20 protein-coding genes are annotated in these 16,594 nt (G+C 55.7%); 11 read left to right on the top strand and 9 right to left on the bottom strand.

Features of this window, described 5'->3' with window-relative positions; all coding sequences use genetic code 11:
- Positions 1-3: 3 nt before the first annotated feature.
- A complete protein-coding gene (locus IAE27_RS07805) occupies positions 4-1,089 on the top strand; it encodes a fimbrial protein (RefSeq protein ID WP_064343878.1) in 1,086 nt (361 codons plus the stop codon).
- 82 nt (positions 1,090-1,171) lie between these two features.
- Here IAE27_RS07805 and rsmI read toward each other — a convergent pair whose 3' ends face one another.
- Positions 1,172-2,035, bottom strand: a complete 864-nt coding sequence (rsmI, locus tag IAE27_RS07800; RefSeq protein WP_017145361.1) for a 16S rRNA (cytidine(1402)-2'-O)-methyltransferase — start codon at positions 2,033-2,035, stop codon at positions 1,172-1,174.
- Positions 2,036-2,098: 63 nt separating this feature from the next.
- On the opposite strand from rsmI, the gene IAE27_RS07795 reads away from it, so the two are divergent.
- The 4 genes from IAE27_RS07795 (at position 2,099) to dolP (ending at position 5,911) form a co-directional block, all read left to right on the top strand.
- Entirely contained in the window at positions 2,099-4,180 is a 2,082-nt protein-coding gene (locus IAE27_RS07795; protein WP_154022542.1) for a penicillin-binding protein activator, read from the top strand.
- The gene (locus IAE27_RS07790) at positions 4,138-4,524 is read left to right on the top strand and encodes a YraN family protein (protein WP_004106044.1); all 387 of its coding nucleotides are present in this window, start codon (positions 4,138-4,140) and stop codon (positions 4,522-4,524) included. The genes IAE27_RS07795 and IAE27_RS07790 overlap by 43 nt, the downstream gene beginning before the upstream one ends.
- Positions 4,525-4,735: 211 nt before the next feature.
- A complete protein-coding gene (gene diaA / locus IAE27_RS07785) occupies positions 4,736-5,326 on the top strand; it encodes a DnaA initiator-associating protein DiaA (RefSeq protein WP_002918211.1) in 591 nt (196 codons plus the stop codon).
- A gap of 9 nt (positions 5,327-5,335) precedes the next feature.
- Positions 5,336-5,911, top strand: a complete 576-nt coding sequence (gene dolP / locus IAE27_RS07780; RefSeq protein ID WP_004106049.1) for a division/outer membrane stress-associated lipid-binding lipoprotein — start codon at positions 5,336-5,338, stop codon at positions 5,909-5,911.
- Here the strand turns inward: dolP and IAE27_RS07775 are convergent.
- From IAE27_RS07775 to IAE27_RS07765, 3 genes are all read right to left on the bottom strand, one after another.
- Positions 5,899-6,066: a hypothetical protein gene (locus IAE27_RS07775; RefSeq protein WP_156529666.1), complete on the bottom strand. Its 168-nt coding sequence runs from the start codon at positions 6,064-6,066 to the stop codon at positions 5,899-5,901. The genes dolP and IAE27_RS07775 overlap by 13 nt on opposite strands.
- Positions 6,066-7,106, bottom strand: a complete 1,041-nt coding sequence (locus IAE27_RS07770) for a permease (RefSeq protein ID WP_064373674.1) — start codon at positions 7,104-7,106, stop codon at positions 6,066-6,068. Before IAE27_RS07770 ends, IAE27_RS07775 begins: the two co-directional genes overlap by 1 nt.
- A gap of 69 nt (positions 7,107-7,175) precedes the next feature.
- Complete coding sequence (locus IAE27_RS07765) at positions 7,176-7,826, bottom strand: NAD(P)H-binding protein (protein ID WP_017145358.1); 651 nt, start codon at positions 7,824-7,826, stop codon at positions 7,176-7,178.
- A gap of 128 nt (positions 7,827-7,954) precedes the next feature.
- Here IAE27_RS07765 and IAE27_RS07760 point away from each other — a divergent pair, with 128 nt between their 5' ends.
- The gene (locus tag IAE27_RS07760; RefSeq protein ID WP_070557501.1) at positions 7,955-8,473 is read left to right on the top strand and encodes a type 1 glutamine amidotransferase domain-containing protein; all 519 of its coding nucleotides are present in this window, start codon (positions 7,955-7,957) and stop codon (positions 8,471-8,473) included.
- Here the strand turns inward: IAE27_RS07760 and IAE27_RS07755 are convergent.
- A complete protein-coding gene (locus IAE27_RS07755) occupies positions 8,453-8,896 on the bottom strand; it encodes a YhbP family protein (protein ID WP_004106054.1) in 444 nt (147 codons plus the stop codon). The two genes, IAE27_RS07760 and IAE27_RS07755, sit on opposite strands and share 21 nt — an antisense overlap.
- Before the next feature lie 55 nt (positions 8,897-8,951).
- Here IAE27_RS07755 and IAE27_RS07750 point away from each other — a divergent pair, with 55 nt between their 5' ends.
- The gene (locus tag IAE27_RS07750; protein ID WP_154022780.1) at positions 8,952-9,236 is read left to right on the top strand and encodes a GIY-YIG nuclease family protein; all 285 of its coding nucleotides are present in this window, start codon (positions 8,952-8,954) and stop codon (positions 9,234-9,236) included.
- On the opposite strand, the gene IAE27_RS07745 is transcribed toward IAE27_RS07750, so the two are convergent.
- Both IAE27_RS07745 and ubiT read right to left on the bottom strand, forming a co-directional pair.
- Positions 9,223-9,726 (bottom strand): GNAT family N-acetyltransferase, encoded by a 504-nt coding sequence (locus IAE27_RS07745; RefSeq protein ID WP_023321679.1) that lies wholly within the window; start codon positions 9,724-9,726, stop codon positions 9,223-9,225. The two genes, IAE27_RS07750 and IAE27_RS07745, sit on opposite strands and share 14 nt — an antisense overlap.
- Complete coding sequence (ubiT, locus tag IAE27_RS07740) at positions 9,720-10,244, bottom strand: ubiquinone anaerobic biosynthesis accessory factor UbiT (RefSeq protein ID WP_004106057.1); 525 nt, start codon at positions 10,242-10,244, stop codon at positions 9,720-9,722. Before ubiT ends, IAE27_RS07745 begins: the two co-directional genes overlap by 7 nt.
- A 221-nt stretch (positions 10,245-10,465) precedes the next feature.
- On the opposite strand from ubiT, the gene ubiU reads away from it, so the two are divergent.
- The 3 genes from ubiU (at position 10,466) to IAE27_RS07725 (ending at position 13,499) form a co-directional block, all read left to right on the top strand.
- Positions 10,466-11,461, top strand: a complete 996-nt coding sequence (gene ubiU, locus IAE27_RS07735; RefSeq protein ID WP_004106058.1) for a ubiquinone anaerobic biosynthesis protein UbiU — start codon at positions 10,466-10,468, stop codon at positions 11,459-11,461.
- Positions 11,462-11,469: 8 nt separating this feature from the next.
- Positions 11,470-12,348 carry a U32 family peptidase gene (locus tag IAE27_RS07730; protein ID WP_070557499.1) on the top strand — a complete coding sequence of 293 codons (879 nt, stop codon included), beginning with the start codon at positions 11,470-11,472 and terminating at the stop codon, positions 12,346-12,348.
- Positions 12,349-12,491: 143 nt separating this feature from the next.
- Positions 12,492-13,499, top strand: a complete 1,008-nt coding sequence (locus IAE27_RS07725) for a luciferase-like monooxygenase (protein WP_004106061.1) — start codon at positions 12,492-12,494, stop codon at positions 13,497-13,499.
- 42 nt (positions 13,500-13,541) lie between these two features.
- Here the strand turns inward: IAE27_RS07725 and IAE27_RS07720 are convergent, their stop codons facing one another.
- On the bottom strand, positions 13,542-14,192 hold the full coding sequence (locus tag IAE27_RS07720; protein WP_224226779.1) for a L,D-transpeptidase family protein: 651 nt from the start codon (positions 14,190-14,192) through the stop codon (positions 13,542-13,544).
- Between the two features lie 354 nt (positions 14,193-14,546).
- Here IAE27_RS07720 and IAE27_RS07715 point away from each other — a divergent pair, with 354 nt between their 5' ends.
- Complete coding sequence (locus IAE27_RS07715) at positions 14,547-15,026, top strand: hypothetical protein (RefSeq protein ID WP_227685251.1); 480 nt, start codon at positions 14,547-14,549, stop codon at positions 15,024-15,026.
- A gap of 216 nt (positions 15,027-15,242) precedes the next feature.
- Here IAE27_RS07715 and mtr read toward each other — a convergent pair whose 3' ends face one another.
- Complete coding sequence (mtr, locus tag IAE27_RS07710; protein ID WP_017145353.1) at positions 15,243-16,487, bottom strand: tryptophan permease; 1,245 nt, start codon at positions 16,485-16,487, stop codon at positions 15,243-15,245.
- Between the last annotated feature and the right edge of the window lie 107 nt (positions 16,488-16,594).

Below are 16,594 nucleotides of genomic sequence, written 5' to 3'. Positions count from 1 at the left end.
ACCATGAAAAACGCGATTTATCTTTTAACCGGCGGCATTGCTCTCGCCCTGTTTGCCGCAGCACCGGCACGCGCGGCGATGGGCGGCTGCGAAGCCGTAGGCGGGCCTGTTAATTTTACCACCAGCTTTGCCAACGAGTGGACAAAAGAGCAAAACGTCGCCGGGACTTTAATAGACCTGACCTCCGGCACCACCTCTGGCGGTAGCTATAAAATGGTTTGCGACTGTCCTGCCAACACCGGGGTTAATCTCTACTATTCAACAACCACGCCGTTAGCTAACTCCGGCTATTCCGGATTTCAAAAATTAAATGACAGTCTGGATATTAAAACGGTGATTACCGATGTACCTGGCGTATCGGCGCTTACGGTTCCTACTAACATAAACTCACCGGCTAGAGGCGAAGGTTATTTTAAGGCTGCAAACGATAATGGCGTATGTAATGGGGATCCTGACGATCAGCGCGCCGGGGCATTTACCGTGGGCAGTAACATCAGCATTACCTTTCGCGTCTCCAGGCCTTTTTTAGGCCGGATGGAGATCCCCAGTACGCATATCGCCACCCTCCAGTCGGCATGGAGCAGCTCGACTGCTTATGCTAAAGGCGTATTTAAAGATCTTGCCGATATCTATCTCCAGGGCAGTATTACCGTACCGCAAAGCTGCAAGATAAACGAAGGCGATATTATTCAGGTCAATCTCGGTAATATTAACGCTTCACGATTTATCACCAAAGGTCAAAGGCCGGAAGGCTATACGCCAATACAATTTGATATAAATTACGATTGTGGTGATACATCCACCATTAAAAACACCTTATTCATGCAAATAGAAGGGGAGGATGTGGTCGATGATTACAGTCTGGTTGCCCGCCGTAGAGAATCCGATAACGTGCCAGACGTAGGTATTCAAATGGCTAACATAACTGTGAGTAATAATTTAATCCCTTTCCATAACGGGTTAATCACATTAGACTCATCAGGAATTGGTCATTCACGGATGCAAGCCTATCCTGTTAACCTGATCGGTGGACAGTTGCAACCCGGCCCATTTAAAGGTACGGCTACGATTACCGTTGTCGTAAGATGAGTTACATTTATATTTTTCTAAATTCTACATCCCCGATGGCCTGCCTGAACGAAATCAGGGATGTAGAAATACATATTAAGCCCTACGCTCCCTGCTGCTCCAGAGCATACTTATACAGCGCGTTTTTCTTCACGCCGTGAATTTCTGCGGCCAGGGCAGCGGCTTTTTTCAACGGTAGCTCGGCCTGCAGCAGGGCCAGCGTGCGCAGCGCCACCGCCGGCAGCGCCTCTTCCTGCGCTTTAAAACCCTCGACGATCAGCACCATCTCGCCTTTACGGCGGTTTTCATCTTCTTTCACCCATGCCAGCAGCTCGCCGATGGGCGCGCCGTGAATCGATTCCCAGGTTTTGGTTAGCTCTCGCGCCAGCACCACGTAGCGGGACTTGCCCAGTACCGTGCAGATATCTTCCAGGCTTTCCAGCAGGCGGTGGGTCGATTCATAGAAGATAATGGTGCGCGGCTCTTCTTCCAGCGCCTTCAGCGTATCGCGACGCCCTTTAGACTTCGCAGGCAGAAAACCTTCGTAGCAGAAACGATCCGACGGCAGCCCCGCCGCGCTCAGCGCCGCAATCGCCGCGCAGGGGCCGGGCAGCGGCACCACGCGAATATTGGCCTCGCGGCAGGTACGCACCAGATGATAGCCGGGATCGTTAATCAGCGGGGTTCCGGCATCGGAGACCAGGGCGATGTTTTGCCCCTCTTTTAGCTTCGCCACCAGCGTTTCCGCTTTTTGCTGCTCGTTATGGTCATGAAGCGCAAATAACCGGGCGTTAATCGCAAAATGCTGCAGCAACAAACCGGTATGGCGGGTATCCTCGGCCGCAACTAAATCAACGGCTTGCAACACTTCCAGCGCGCGTTGCGTGATATCAGACAGATTCCCTATCGGAGTGGGCACAATATAGAGCTGTCCCTGAGAATTATCTGCTGATTCGTGTTGTTTCATTGTCTCGTCCGTATTGCCGAATTAATATTGAGCATTGAGCCAAAAAAATATCACTGGACACATATGGTACCGTCAACATTTCTTCGTTCTAAACCCGTGCGTTGTCTGCCCGTACTGCTGGCCGCTCTGATCTTTGCCGGCTGCGGCACCCACACCCCGGACCAAAGCACGGCGTATTTGCAGGGTACGGCACAGGCAGACTCCAGTTACTATCTGCAACAGATGCAGCAAAGCTCGAATGATAGCAAGACCAACTGGCAATTACTCGCCATTCGTGCACTGCTGAAAGAAGGTAAGAAACCGCAGGCCGTTGAGCTGTTCAACCAGCTGCCGTCCGGTCTTAACGCTGCGCAAAGTCGCGAACGGTCGTTGCTGGCGGTAGAAGTGAAGCTGGCGCAGAACGACTTCCAGAGCGCGCAGGCGCTGCTGAGCAAACTCGATCCGGCAAGCTTTGAGCAGAACCAGCTGCCGCGCTACTGGCAGGCGCAAATTGACGCCAGCCAGGGGCAGCCTTCGCTGAACCTGCTGCGGGCCCTGGTCGCCCAGCAGCCGCTGCTGAGCCTGGCCGCGCAAAAGCAGAAGAACATCGACGCGACCTGGAAAGCGCTCACCGCGATGACCAAAGATCAGGCCTACGCGCTGGTGATTAACGCCGACGAGAACGTTCTGCAGGGCTGGCTGGACCTGCAGCGCATGTGGTTTGATAACCGCAGCGATCCGACGATGCTCAAAGCAGGCATCAAAGACTGGCAGACCCGCTATCCGCAAAACCCGGGCGCGAAAATGCTGCCGACGCAGCTCGTCAATATGCAAAACTACCAGGCCGCATCGACCAATAAAATCGCGCTGCTGCTGCCGCTTAACGGCCAGGCGGCCATTTTTGGCCGGACTATCCAGCAGGGCTTTGAAGCGGCGAAAAACGGCGCGCCTGCCGTTTCCGGAAGCGCGGTGCCCGCCCAGGTCGCCCAGGCGGCGAATGTTGCCGATAGCGCAGTGGTAAGCCCGTCGCAGGCGGAAGTAACCGATCTGACGGCGACGAACAGCGCTCAAGCGCCGGTACAAACGCCAGCTGCCGACCAGGCGCAAGCTCAGGCGCCGGTCACCGCACCGGAGGCGACATCCGCCCCGGCGCCGGAGACCACCAGCCAGCCGGTACAGGCACCGCAGACTCAGGCTGTGTCCGCCACCCCGGCTAACCCGGCCGCCGAGCTGAAAATTTATGACACCACCACGCAACCGATGAGCCAGCTACTGGCTCAGGTACAGCAGGACGGCGCGACCATCGTCGTCGGCCCGCTGCTGAAAGATAACGTCGAACAGGTCATCAAGAGCAATACCTCGCTGAACGTGCTGGCGCTCAACCAGCCGGAGAAAATCGAAAACCGGGTTAATATCTGCTATTTCGCCCTCTCTCCGGAAGACGAAGCTCGCGACGCGGCGCACCACATACACGATCAGGGTAAACAGACTCCGCTGCTGCTGGTGCCGCGCGGCGCGCTGGGCGATCGCGTGGTTAATGCCTTTGCCAATGAGTGGCTGAAGCTGGGGGGCGGCACGGTACTGCAACAGCGTTTAGGTTCCACGGCCGAGCTGCGCGGCAGCGTTAACAGCGGTATTTCATTAAGCGGTACGCCGGTTTCTACCCTGCCGTCAGCGCAGGACAGCGCTCTGGGAAGCCCGAGCGATGTGCCGGTCAGCAGCACCGGCGGCGTCGACGCCGCGTACATCCTGGCGACGCCGGAACAAATTGCTTACGTCAAGCCGATGATTGCCCTGCGTAACGGTAGCCAGAGCGGCGTGACGTTGTACGCCAGCTCCCGCAGCGCCCAGGGAACCTCCGGCCCGGACTTCCGTCTGGAGATGGAAGGCCTGCAATACAGCGAAATCCCGATGCTGGCGGGAAGCAACCCGGCGCTGCAGCAGCAGGCGCTGGCCGCCGTTCGTAACGACTACTCGCTGGCGCGCCTGTACGCCATGGGCGCCGACGCCTGGTCTCTGGCCAACCACTTCTCGCAGATGCGCCAGGTGCCAGGCTTTGAGCTGAACGGCAATACCGGCGATCTTACGGCCACGCAGGATTGCGTGATCAACAGGAAACTGTCATGGCTCAAATACCAGGGTGGGCAAATCGTCGCAGCCAACTAAGTAAACAGACCGGCGATGCCTGGGAAATGCAGGCGCGCCGCTGGCTGGAGCGCCAGGGTTTGCGCTTTATCGCCGCCAACGTCCGCGAGCGCGGCGGCGAGATTGACCTCATCATGCGCGACGGTAGCGTCACCGTATTTGTCGAAGTACGCTATCGTCGCAGCGCAAGCTACGGCGATGCCGCTTCCAGCGTCACGCCGCAAAAGCAACAAAGACTGCTCAAAGCCGCGCGTCTGTGGCTCTGCCGACAGAATGGGAGCTTTGAGACTGTGGATTGCCGTTTCGATGTGGTAGCCTTCACCGGAAACGACATCCAATGGCTAAAAAACGCCTTTGGCGAATAGCGTACACCCAAAATAATTGGAGTTGCAGGACAAAGCACTTGTGCTTTGAACAGCGCTGGCGCTGGCCCCGAAGGGGCGAGACCGCAGGCCGAGTAACGCGGCAAGCGAGAAAGTCCCGATGAGCTGACTCAAGTCAGTGATTCGGGCGAACGAGCGCAGCCAACGCACAAGCAACCTGAAGTATGATGGGTAAAATGAATTAAGGGATCCCGTGCTCGACAGAATCAAAGCCTGCTTCACCGAAAGCATTCAAACCCAAATTGCAGCAGCGGAAGCACTCCCGGACGCCATCTCCCGTGCGGCTATGACGCTCGTACAATCGCTGCTGAACGGCAACAAAATTCTCTGTTGTGGTAATGGCACTTCCGCCGCCAACGCGCAGCATTTTGCTGCCAGCATGATTAATCGTTTCGAAACTGAACGCCCTGGTTTACCCGCCATTGCACTAAATACCGATAATGTGGTCTTAACCGCAATTGCCAACGATCGCCTGCATGATGAAATCTATGCCAAGCAGGTGCGTGCGTTGGGACACGCCGGCGACGTACTGCTGGCGATTTCTACGCGCGGCAATAGCCGGGATATCGTGAAAGCCGTGGAAGCGGCGGTCACCCGCGATATGACTATCGTGGCGTTAACCGGTTATGACGGCGGTGAACTGGCTGGCCTCTTAGGGCAGCAGGACGTCGAAATCCGCATTCCCTCGCATCGCAGCGCGCGAATTCAGGAAATGCACATGCTCACCGTCAATTGTCTGTGCGATTTGATCGATAACACGCTTTTTCCACACCAGGACGATTAAGGAGAACACATGAAGGCTCTCTCGCCCCTCGCCATTCTGCTGTCTGCGCTACTGCTTCAGGGATGCGTTGCCGCAGCGGTAGTTGGCACGGCAGCGGTCGGCACCAAAGCCGCGACGGACCCGCGTACGGTAGGTACTCAGGTGGATGACAGCACGCTGGAGCTACGCGTCAACAGCGCGCTATCCAAAGATGAACAAATTAAGAAACAGGCCCGCATCAACGTGACCGCCTACCAGGGTAAAGTCCTGCTGACCGGTCAGTCTCCAACGCCAGACCTCTCCGCGCGCGCGAAGCAAATCGCAATGGGCGTAGAAGGGACAACGGAGGTGTTTAATGAAGTGCGTCAGGGCCAGCCGATCGGCTTAGGTACCGCCTCTTCGGATACCTGGATCACCACCAAAGTCCGCTCCCAGCTGTTGGGTACCGACCAGGTGAAATCCTCCAACGTGAAGGTAACAACCGAAAATGGCGAAGTGTTCCTGATGGGTCTGGTTACCGACCGTGAAGGACGCGCGGCGGCGGATATCGCCAGCCGGGTAAGCGGCGTGACTCGCGTCACCACCGCTTTTACCTATATCAAGTAAACGTTAACCCTCCCGGCTTGCGCTTTGCTGAGCCGGGCTACGGGTTCATCGCCTGCTGTAGACCCGTAGCCCGGACAGGCGCACAGCGCCGCCTCCGGGAAGGTCATCAGCAAGTAGCCCGGACAGGCGCGCAGCGCCGCCTCCGGGAAAGTCATCAGATTAAAGCCAGCCCGCCAACCACCGCGCCGCACAGCGCCACCATCACGCCGGTGAGCCACAGCGCCTTCGCCGGAAACGCTTTCCGCAGCATAATCAGTGACGGTACGCTGACAGCAGGCAGCGTAATCAGCAGCGCCAGCGCGGGCGCCACGCCCATACCTGCCAGCATCATCGTCTGCACTATCGGAATCTCCGCCGCCGTCGGAATAACAAACAGGCAGCCGGCAATCGCCATAGCAATCACCCAGAACAGCGTGTTATCCACCACCCCATCGGCATGAGGGAATAACCACACCCGCGCGGCTCCCAGCACCAGCACCGCCAGAATATAAACCGGGATAGTGTTCCAGAACAGCGTCCAGAGAGCGCGCAGCCAGCGGCTAAAGAAACCGTCCTGCACGGTTACAACCGGCTGTTCAGGCATCGAAACCGGCTGCGTCGCCGCCTCTTTTACCCATTTCTGCACCAGCGTTGCGACCACCAGCACCGTCGCCAGCCCAGCCAGCAGGCGCACCAGCGCAAACTGCCAGCCCAGCACAAAGCCCATAAACACCAGCGTCGCCGGATTGAGCAGCGGATTGCCCAGCCAGAACGCCAGCGCGCCGCCCATCGAGGCCTGCTGTTTACGCATTCCTGCCGCCACCGGTGCGGCGCAGCAGGTACACATCATGCCCGGCAGAGAGAATACGGTTCCCAGCAGCGTACCGCGAAAACGCGCCTGCCCCAGCGTGCGCAGCAGCCAGTCACGCGGGATCAGCACCTGAATCAGCGAACCCAGCAGTACGCCCAGGACCGCCGCTTTCCATACGGCCATGAAATAGACCAGGGCGTAATCCCAGGCCGCAGCGAAAGGGTTAGCGTTACTGTTAGCAAGGATGGATTTGCCGATACTGTGCGTCTCTGCGGCGGTGAAGGCTTTGCCATAGTAGGGTTGCCATTTAACGAACCACAGACCAACGATAACGACGAGAAAAAAGAGCGCGGGCTTCCACCATTGAAACGGTGATGCCGCCTGAGATGAAGACTGACCAGCCATAGCATTCCCCGGGGAGTGTCATGATAAATTGAGGACATGAATACTACGCCTCCGGGGAAATTTTGGAAATCAGTAATCCCCCGAGCGTGCCGCCCTTTCGCGCAGCTGCGACGAAGAGAGAATTTGTACGCCCTCCTGCGTGGGCGATAGCGCCTCCGCGAGTAGCGCGCTCGCCACGTCCCGCGCCTCTATTGACTTCAGATTTCCCGGCAGCAGATTGAAAAGCGGCGCAAAGAGCGTTTCGCCGGCGCGTTTTTTTTCGCGCTCGCCTATCAGCATTGACGGGCGGGCAATGGTCAGGCGCGGCCACTGCTGCGCAATCAGCGCCTCTTCCATCTCACCTTTTACGCGATTATAGAAAAAGGGCGAATGCGCATTGGCCCCCATCGCGCTGACGACCAGCATATGCTGCGCGCCCAGCTTTTTTCCCACCAGCGCGGTATCAATGACCAGCGTATAATCAGCATGCACAAACGCCTCTTTGCTACCCGCTTCCCGGCGGGTAGTCCCCAGACAGCAAAAAACGATATCTATCGGATCGACAACCTGCGCCAGAGCGTCCGTTAGCTGCGGATCGTGGGGGTTAAAGACGCCGGAGATATCGGCCAGCGGCCGACGCGTCGGGGCGGCAACGGACTTAACGCCCGGCGCGTTGAGTAGCATTCGAAGTAAGTGACCGCCAACTAACCCGGTTGCCCCCGTTATCAGTACCTGACTCATCGAAACTCCTTTGCAGATTTTTCTATGTTGCGATCCCAGCCTCATGTTCCAGACTTAATACTCTACGAGGTAATTATCCATCATCATCAGGGAAATGCCTCATTCCACACCAAAACACTGGAGGAAGAATGAGTAAGAAGATAGCCGTTTTAATTACCGACGACTTTGAAGACTCGGAGTTCACCTCACCCGCGGACGCCTATCGTCTGGCCGGTCATGAGGTCGTGACGATTGAAAAACAGGCGGGGAAGAAGGTAAAAGGGAAAAAAGGGGAAGCTGAAGTCGTTATCGATCAAGCCATTGATGACGTCACCCCTGCCGACTTCGACGCTCTGCTGCTACCGGGCGGTTATTCACCGGACGCGCTGCGCGGAGACGAACGCTTTGTCACCTTCACCCGCGATTTTGTGAACAGCGGCAAACCGGTATTCGCCATCTGTCACGGTCCGCAGCTGTTGATTAGCGCCGATGTGATTCGCGGGCGTAAGCTGACGGCCGTGAAGCCTATCATCGTCGACGTGAAAAACGCCGGTGGCGAATTCTACGATCAGGAAGTGGTTATCGACAACGAGCAGCTGGTGACCAGCAGAACCCCGGACGACCTGCCGGCGTTTAATCGAGAAGCTTTACGTCTGCTCGGTGCCTGATTCACGCAGCCAGTGCAGCTTTTTACCAAAGCCCAGCGTGTTATCGGTGAACTTAAGCTCATCGGGGAGAATCTCCCAGACGGGCGCCGATAGCATGCGGGCAACCGGAAAACGGCTGACGTAACGCTTACGCATCGCCGCCTCTTCCTCCCCGGACAGGCGGCGAATTTGGCCTTTAAACTGGACGCCGCGGATCAAGGCGACGGTCTTCGGCTGGCCGTTTACCGTTCCGGCCACCCTGGCGCCTTTCCCGGTCATCTGGCCGTGGCGCGTTTTTTCATCACTAAGCAAATAAAAGGCGACCTTTTCCGGGTCATAAACGTAAAAGGCATTGGCGCACCACAGCTCGTCATCGCGGGCGACGCACCAGGTCACGACATGCTGCTTTCCCAGCCAACGGCTGATAGCGGCGAGCGTATCCATCTTTACTCTCCAGTATGTTATGGTGCTCACACCTTAACATAGCGACCTCTGTACCGTGTGCTGGTTTCTCTATCTGATTCGTACCGCCGATAATCGCCTTTATACCGGGATTACTACCGATGTCTCACGCCGCTTTTGCCAGCACCAGGACGGCAAAGGCGCGAAAGCGCTGCGTGGTAAGGGAGAGCTTCAGCTGGCCTTCAGCCAGGAAGTTGGTGAACACTCACTAGCATTACGACTGGAGTATCGTATCAAGCAGCTAACGAAGCGCCAGAAAGAGCGCCTCATTGCCGGAGACGGTTCGTTTGAGGCGCTGCTGGAAAGCCTCAGAAGCGGTTAAAGTGGTCGCTGTATTCGACCAGCCCGCTGACGCCATCAAGGGCGTTATCGGCCAGGCGGTGAACCTGGAAAGCTTCCGCGCTATCCGGCCAACGGCAGTGCAGATTAAAACGCGCTGCGGGTTCAAAGCCCAGACGACCATAAAGCGCCGGATCGCCAAGGGTGACAACAGCGGCATAGCCAAACTCGTTCAGTGAATCGAGCCCTTCATAGACCAGCTGACGACCGATGCCCTGACCGCGGTAGCTTTCATCGACCGCCAGCGGAGCCAGTCCAACCCACTGCAGCTCTTCGCCTTCAACGGCAACCGGGCTAAAGGCCGCATAGCCCACGACCTGACCTTCGTCATCCGTCGCCACCACGCCCAGCGTGATCAGGCCATCTTCACGTAGGCTGTGCACCAGCTGCGCTTCCGCATCGCTGCCGAAGGTACGACGCAATAGCGCGTCGATTCCCGGTGCATCAATCCCAATTTCTACTCGAATCAGCATGCCTCACCTACCGATGTCTGTTCAGGTTTCTGCGGGCCTTTCAGGCCTGCTTCAACAAAGTCCGCCAGCTGCAGCAGCATAATACGCAGCGCCCTGGGCATCTGCTCCAGCTCAATAGCATCCATCAGGTTTTTTACATAAAGACCCAGCTCGGTATCGCCTTCGATAACCAGGCGACGCTGGAAGAACAACGTATCCGGATCCTGCTTGCGCGCCGCAATCATCAGCAGGTCGCTGGCGTCGGCGCTAAAGCTGACGTCCGCTTCTGCCGCCGGGCTGACCACCAGACGGCCGTTAATCACCGAGGTATACCACAGCAGGCCGATATCACGCACATGAATACTTAACCAGCGCCCCTCGAGAAAATCCAGTTCCCCATCCGCCAGCGCCTGGCGAAACTGCCAGCTTAATACCTGTTCCAGCACCTGGCGCTTGAGGGCAAAAGGCGCCAGCTTAACCGGCACGCTTATTAACGACGGGCCAAAGTGAACCAGTTGGGAACGCAGTTTATCCAACACAAGCTTTACTCCATGAATGCAATAGTTCCTCTATTGTGCCATATCAAATAAACGACATAGCGGCGTAAATCAACAAAATCACAATGTCGGGCCGCTGGTATTGATCCCGCCAATACGCTTTTAACTGCCTCAAATCAAAAATTGTCACCAGAAGGTTAACTAAAATCCCAGCTCATTAACCATCCAGCGTCCCTGACGGGCCGCGTTTTTCAGGAAAAATTATGGAGCTGCTCTGCCCAGCCGGTAATCTTCCGGCGCTTAAGGCGGCCATCGAAAACGGCGCCGATGCCGTCTATATCGGGCTGAAAGATGACACCAACGCCCGCCACTTTGCCGGCCTTAATTTCACCGAAAAGAAACTGCAGGAAGCCGTCAGCTTTGTGCACCAGCATCGTCGTAAACTGCATATTGCCATCAATACCTTCGCGCATCCTGATGGCTATGCCCGCTGGCAGCGCGCGGTAGATATGGCGGCCCAGCTGGGCGCCGACGCGCTGATCCTCGCCGATATCGCAATGCTGGAGTATGCCGCCGAGCGCTACCCGCACATCGAGCGTCACGTTTCCGTTCAGGCCTCGGCCACTAACGAAGAAGCGGTAAAATTTTATCATCGCAACTTTGACGTCGCCCGCGTGGTGCTGCCGCGCGTACTGTCGATTCACCAGGTCAAACAGCTGGCCCGCGCCACGCCGGTGCCGCTGGAGGTCTTCGCCTTCGGCAGCCTGTGCATTATGGCGGAAGGCCGCTGCTATCTTTCCTCTTATCTGACCGGCGAATCACCGAATACCGTCGGCGCCTGTTCGCCGGCACGCTTCGTGCGCTGGCAGCAAACGCCGCAGGGACTGGAATCACGCCTTAACGAAGTGCTGATTGACCGCTATCGAGATGGTGAAAATGCCGGCTATCCCACCCTCTGTAAAGGGCGGTATCTGGTCGACGGCGAGCGCTACCACGCACTGGAAGAGCCCACCAGCCTGAACACCCTGGAGCTGCTGCCGGAGCTGATGGCGGCAAATATTGCCTCGGTCAAAATCGAGGGCCGCCAGCGCAGTCCGGCGTACGTCACCCAAGTGGCGAAAGTCTGGCGTCAGGCGATCGATCGCTGCAAAGCCGATCCGCAAAACTTCGTGCCGCAGTCCGCGTGGATGGAGACCCTCGGTTCGATGTCCGAAGGGACGCAAACCACCCTTGGCGCCTATCACCGTAAATGGCAGTGAGAACAGCAATGAAATATTCATTAGGGCCGGTGCTTTATTACTGGCCAAAAGAGACGCTGGAAGATTTTTACCAGCAGGCAGCCAGCTGCAGCGCGGACACGATTTATCTCGGCGAAGCGGTATGCAGCAAACGCCGCGCCACCAAAGTCGGCGACTGGATCGAGATGGCGAAAGCGCTGGCGGGAAGCGGCAAACAGGTAGTGCTTTCCACCCTCGCGCTGGTGCAGGCGTCCTCGGAACTGGGCGAACTGAAGCGCTATGTCGATAACGGCGAATTTCTGATTGAAGCCAGCGATCTCGGCGTCGTTAACCTGTGCGCGGAACGTAAGCTGCCGTTCGTCGCTGGCCATGCGCTCAACTGCTACAACGCCGTCACCCTGCGTCTGCTGCTTAAGCAAGGTATGGTGCGCTGGTGTATGCCGGTCGAGCTTTCCCGCGACTGGCTGGCGAACTTGCTGACCCAGTGCGACGAACTGGGCATTCGCAACCAGTTTGAGGTAGAGGTGCTGAGCTACGGCCATCTGCCGCTGGCCTACTCCGCCCGCTGCTTTACCGCCCGTTCGGAAGACCGACCCAAAGACGAGTGCGAAACCTGCTGCATTAAATATCCTAACGGGCGCGACGTGCTCTCACAGGAGAACCAGCAGGTATTCGTCCTCAACGGCATTCAGACCATGAGCGGCTACGTCTATAACCTCGGGAATGAGCTAAGCACCATGCACGGGCTGGTGGATATGGTCCGCCTGTCGCCGCTGGGCAGCGAAACCTTTGCGATGCTGGACGCCTTCCGGGCAAATGAGAACGGCGCTGCGCCGCTACCGCTGACGGCGAACAGCGACTGCAACGGCTACTGGCGGCGGCTGGCCGGACTGGAACTGCGGTGCTGATTAACCGCTCACTTTGTTAATGGCTATCGCTGCTTTTTAATGCACTATTAAAAATGCAGCTTTTCTGGCAGGCGTATCGCGGATGCGCCAGGCTGGAAGAAGACCTTCAATCTGATGACTATGCTGTAGCAAAGTGAGCCTTTATGACTGACAAATCTGTTTCATTCTCGGTGCTCGACCTGGCGCCGATCCCGCAAGGATCTTCCGCAAAGGAAGCTTTCTCACACTCTTTAGATCTGGCGCAGCTGGCGGAAAAACGCGGTTATCATCGCTACTGGCTGGCCGAGCACCATAATATGGTCGGTATTGCCAGCGCCGCGACCTCGGTGCTGATTGGCTATCTTGCCGCCCATACCACCACTCTGCATCTGGGATCCGGCGGCGTGATGCTGCCGAACCATTCGCCGCTGGTGATTGCCGAGCAGTTCGGCACGCTCAATACGCTCTACCCCGGTCGTATCGATCTCGGCCTTGGGCGCGCGCCAGGTAGCGATCAGCCGACCATGCGCGCGCTGCGTCGCCATATGAGCGGCGATGTTGATAACTTCCCGCGCGATGTCGCGGAGCTGGTGGACTGGTTCGATGCCCGCGATCCTAATCCGCACGTACGGCCGGTTCCCGGCTATGGCGAGAAGATACCTGTCTGGCTGCTCGGCTCAAGCCTTTACAGCGCTCAGCTGGCGGCGCAGCTGGGGCTGCCGTTCGCCTTTGCCTCGCACTTCGCGCCGGATATGCTCTTCCAGGCCCTGCACCTCTACCGCACCCACTTCCAGCCGTCAGAACGGTTAGAGAAGCCGTATGCGATGGTATGCATTAACATTATTGCCGCCGATAGCGACAGAGATGCGGAATTTCTGTTTACGTCCATGCAGCAGGCGTTCGTCAAACTGCGCCGGGGCGAGACCGGACAACTGCCGCCGCCGGTGCAAAATATGCATCAGCTGTGGTCCGCTTCAGAGCAGTACGGCGTTCAGCAGGCGCTGAGCATGTCGCTGGTCGGCGATAAAGCGAAAATCCGCCACGGGCTGGCATCGATCCTACGGGAGACCCAGGCTGATGAGATCATGGTTAACGGCCAAATCTTCGATCATCAGGCGCGCCTGCATTCATTTGATTTGGCGATGCAGGTGAAAGAAGAGCTGATCGGGTAGCGCTGTTCATCAGGCGGCGAATCGACTTTTGCCGCCTGAATATCAGGGTGTGACAAGGGTATAGCGCCGATTGACAACCCTAATTTCAGGAAGCCGGTGGTATTTCTCAAAATAGTCGTACGCCGGTTTTAACGAACGCCAGAACGTATATTCCGGCCACATCGCAGCTCGTTGCATATTCTGCTCCGTCATGGAAAACGGAAAGATATAAAGCGGAATGGTTTCCTGCCCGCTGTTCAGCGCCTGCGCCACCAGATTATAGATCTCATCAATGCCGGCATCAGTCATCGCGAAACACCCCGCCGAAACGCAGCTCCCATGAACCATAATAAAGCTGCCGGTATAGCCGTTAGCCCGATCATAATCGTTGGGATAACCAATGTTAAAAGCCCGATGATAGCGGCTATTGGGATTCAGTAGCGCTTTGGTGGTAGCGTAAAACCCCTCCGGGCTTTTACCATCCCCTTCAGCCTTTTTCGGCCCAAACCCGCCAGACCAGGCGCAGATGGTCCAGGTGTTATAGAGTTCATAGGGCTTCCCGCTCTTACTGAACCACAATTCCAGTTTATCTTCCGCCTTCAGAATGCGTATAAACAGGCGATCGCCGGGATAAATCATCTGTTTAACCGTTGAGGCTGAATTTGTCTTTTCCTGCGGCAGGAAGATTACCGAATCACTCCTCTCCGGCAACATGTTCCAGACAAAAAGCACCGCAAAAATTGCCACAGCAATAATAAAAACAATACTCTTCATTTACCGCACATCCCTGTATGACGTATTTAGCCCGTGTAATATATTACATTCAGATCTCTATACTTCAATCCGGCCTGAGAGCATTGAGACAAAATATTTATCACAGGAACCATTCCACCTAACCCATTGAAAATTAATATACCTTAACTTTACTTCGCCACCTCTGACGTTTTCTGATATATAAAATAGCCTGCACGGATTAAACAACAGGAATTGAATTATGAGTGAACCTTCATCATTTTTCTTCATGTACATATCACCGAAGAAAAGCTGGAGCAGTTTTTTGCCTCCCCGGTGAAAAATATTACCGACTATAGCGACTGGCTGGCCTGGTTTAATGAAGAAAAAAGAGTATGCGGCGATCCGAGCAAAATGCTCAATCAGCTGGCAGGCTGCAACTCAGGTAATAGTCGGGATAATATCTACGCAGAACATATCCATTACGATAAAGAAAAGCAGATCCTCACTATGGACTCTATCTTCTTATCCGAAAGTTTTAGCGTCTTCCTGCCGTTAATCGTCTGCCTGCGCGGCCTGGAGAGCTATATCACGCCAGCAACACCAAATAACTTCCTGATAATCTATCCGTACTGGTGGGGAGACACATCCCAGAGCCTGTCGCCAGAAACGGATATGTATCTTGAGTTCGCTGATGGCAGTAGCCAGCTGCGGTCAAAAACCTCTGCGGAAAATATCGCCATTGCCAACGCCTTCTTTGACGAACATGGTGAAGCGCTGGCAGAGGAGCTCTACGAAAAACAGGGATTTATTTGAATTTGAGCCGGATAGCCAAGCGGTTCTGGTGAATGTACTTAGGTGATGGCTAACGCCTTACCCGGCCAACGTAAGCGGAGCACCCTCGGGCAATTTATCCTAAGTAGCCTTCTCTGGTGTTTTATATTTCGTAAATGAACGATTAAAAACAGAAAGAGAACTAAAGAAAATATTTTTTGAGCCAGATCGTTAAATCTGGCTCAGCAAAAAATTCAATTATTGATAGGTGGGTAATACGTTAAAGCTTGAGAGGAAATGCACGATAACGTTACCCAGCCCAAACAGCAGCACCAAAGCGATCATCGGCTTTCCACCCCAAACGCGAAACAATGGGCTGCCAAAACGTTTACGCGATGCGCGAGCCAGCAGCGCCGGTACAATTGCCGCCCAGATCGTCGCGGCCAGACCTGCATAGCCGATCGCATAGAGGAATCCGTTCGGCCACAGCAAGCCTCCCGCCATCGGTGGAACGAAGGTCAGTACCGCTGTTTTAAAACGTCCCAGCGCGGAGTCATCGAAGCCGAACAGATCCGCCAGATAATCAAACAGGCCGAGCGTTACGCCAAGGAACGAACTGGCAACGGCAAAGTTCGAAAAGATGACTAACAGTAGATCCAGGCTCCGGCTGTTCAGCACTCCACTGAGCGCCTGGACCAGGACATCTATGTTACCCCCCTTCTGCGCGATACCGATAAATTCAGGGCGTGGGATATTGCCCATCGTCACCAGCAGCCACACCACGTACAGACCCAGCGCCAGCAGCGTACCGTAAACCAGGCATTTCACGATTGTGCGCGGATCTTTGCCGTAGTACTTCATCAGGCTCGGCACGTTGCCATGATAGCCGAAAGATGCGAGACAGAACGGCAGCGTCATCAGCAGATAGGGCATATACGAGGCATTTTGTTCAGCCACGTTAAACAGCGTGGTCGGCTGGACGTGTCCCAACAGGCTGCCAAAGGTAAGAAAGAAGGTAATGACCTTAGCTCCCAGCACAATGGCCGTCATGCGGCTCACCGCTTTGGTGCTCAACCAGACGATAAACGCCACCAGTAGCGCAAAACCAAAACCAGCCGCCCTTGCCGGTACGTTCAGCGACATTTCGCTAAACGTATGGTGCAGGATCGAGCCGCTGGCGGAGATATAGGCGTAAGTCAGAATATAAAGTACAAAGGCGATCGACACGCCGTTAACCAGATTCCAGCCTTTACCGAGCAGATCTTTAGTAATGGTATCGAAGCTCGAACCAATCCGATAATTCAGGTTCGCTTCAAGGATCATCAACCCGGAATGCAGCATACAAAACCAGGTAAAAACCAGCGCCGCCAGAGACCAGAAGAACCATGCGCCTGACATTACAACCGGCAGCGAAAACATGCCCGCACCAATAATTGTCCCGCCGATAATCACTACGCCGCCAAATAAGGACGGTCGGGTTGCCGTAGTGGTAAGTGTCGCCATTTGCCGAAATCTCCAGTCGAAAATACTTTTTTTGTTATCAACGTGAAGCACTGTACCAGTACACGAGTACAAAGGAAATAAAAAAAGCCCCAATCGTTAAGATCGGG

The organism is Klebsiella sp. S69 (assembly GCF_016516145.1).
In the GTDB taxonomy this organism is placed as follows: Bacteria; Pseudomonadota; Gammaproteobacteria; order Enterobacterales; family Enterobacteriaceae; genus Klebsiella; species Klebsiella oxytoca.
The sequence above is the reverse complement of the archived record's forward strand: the minus strand, read 5'-3'. Positions and strand labels throughout refer to the sequence as shown.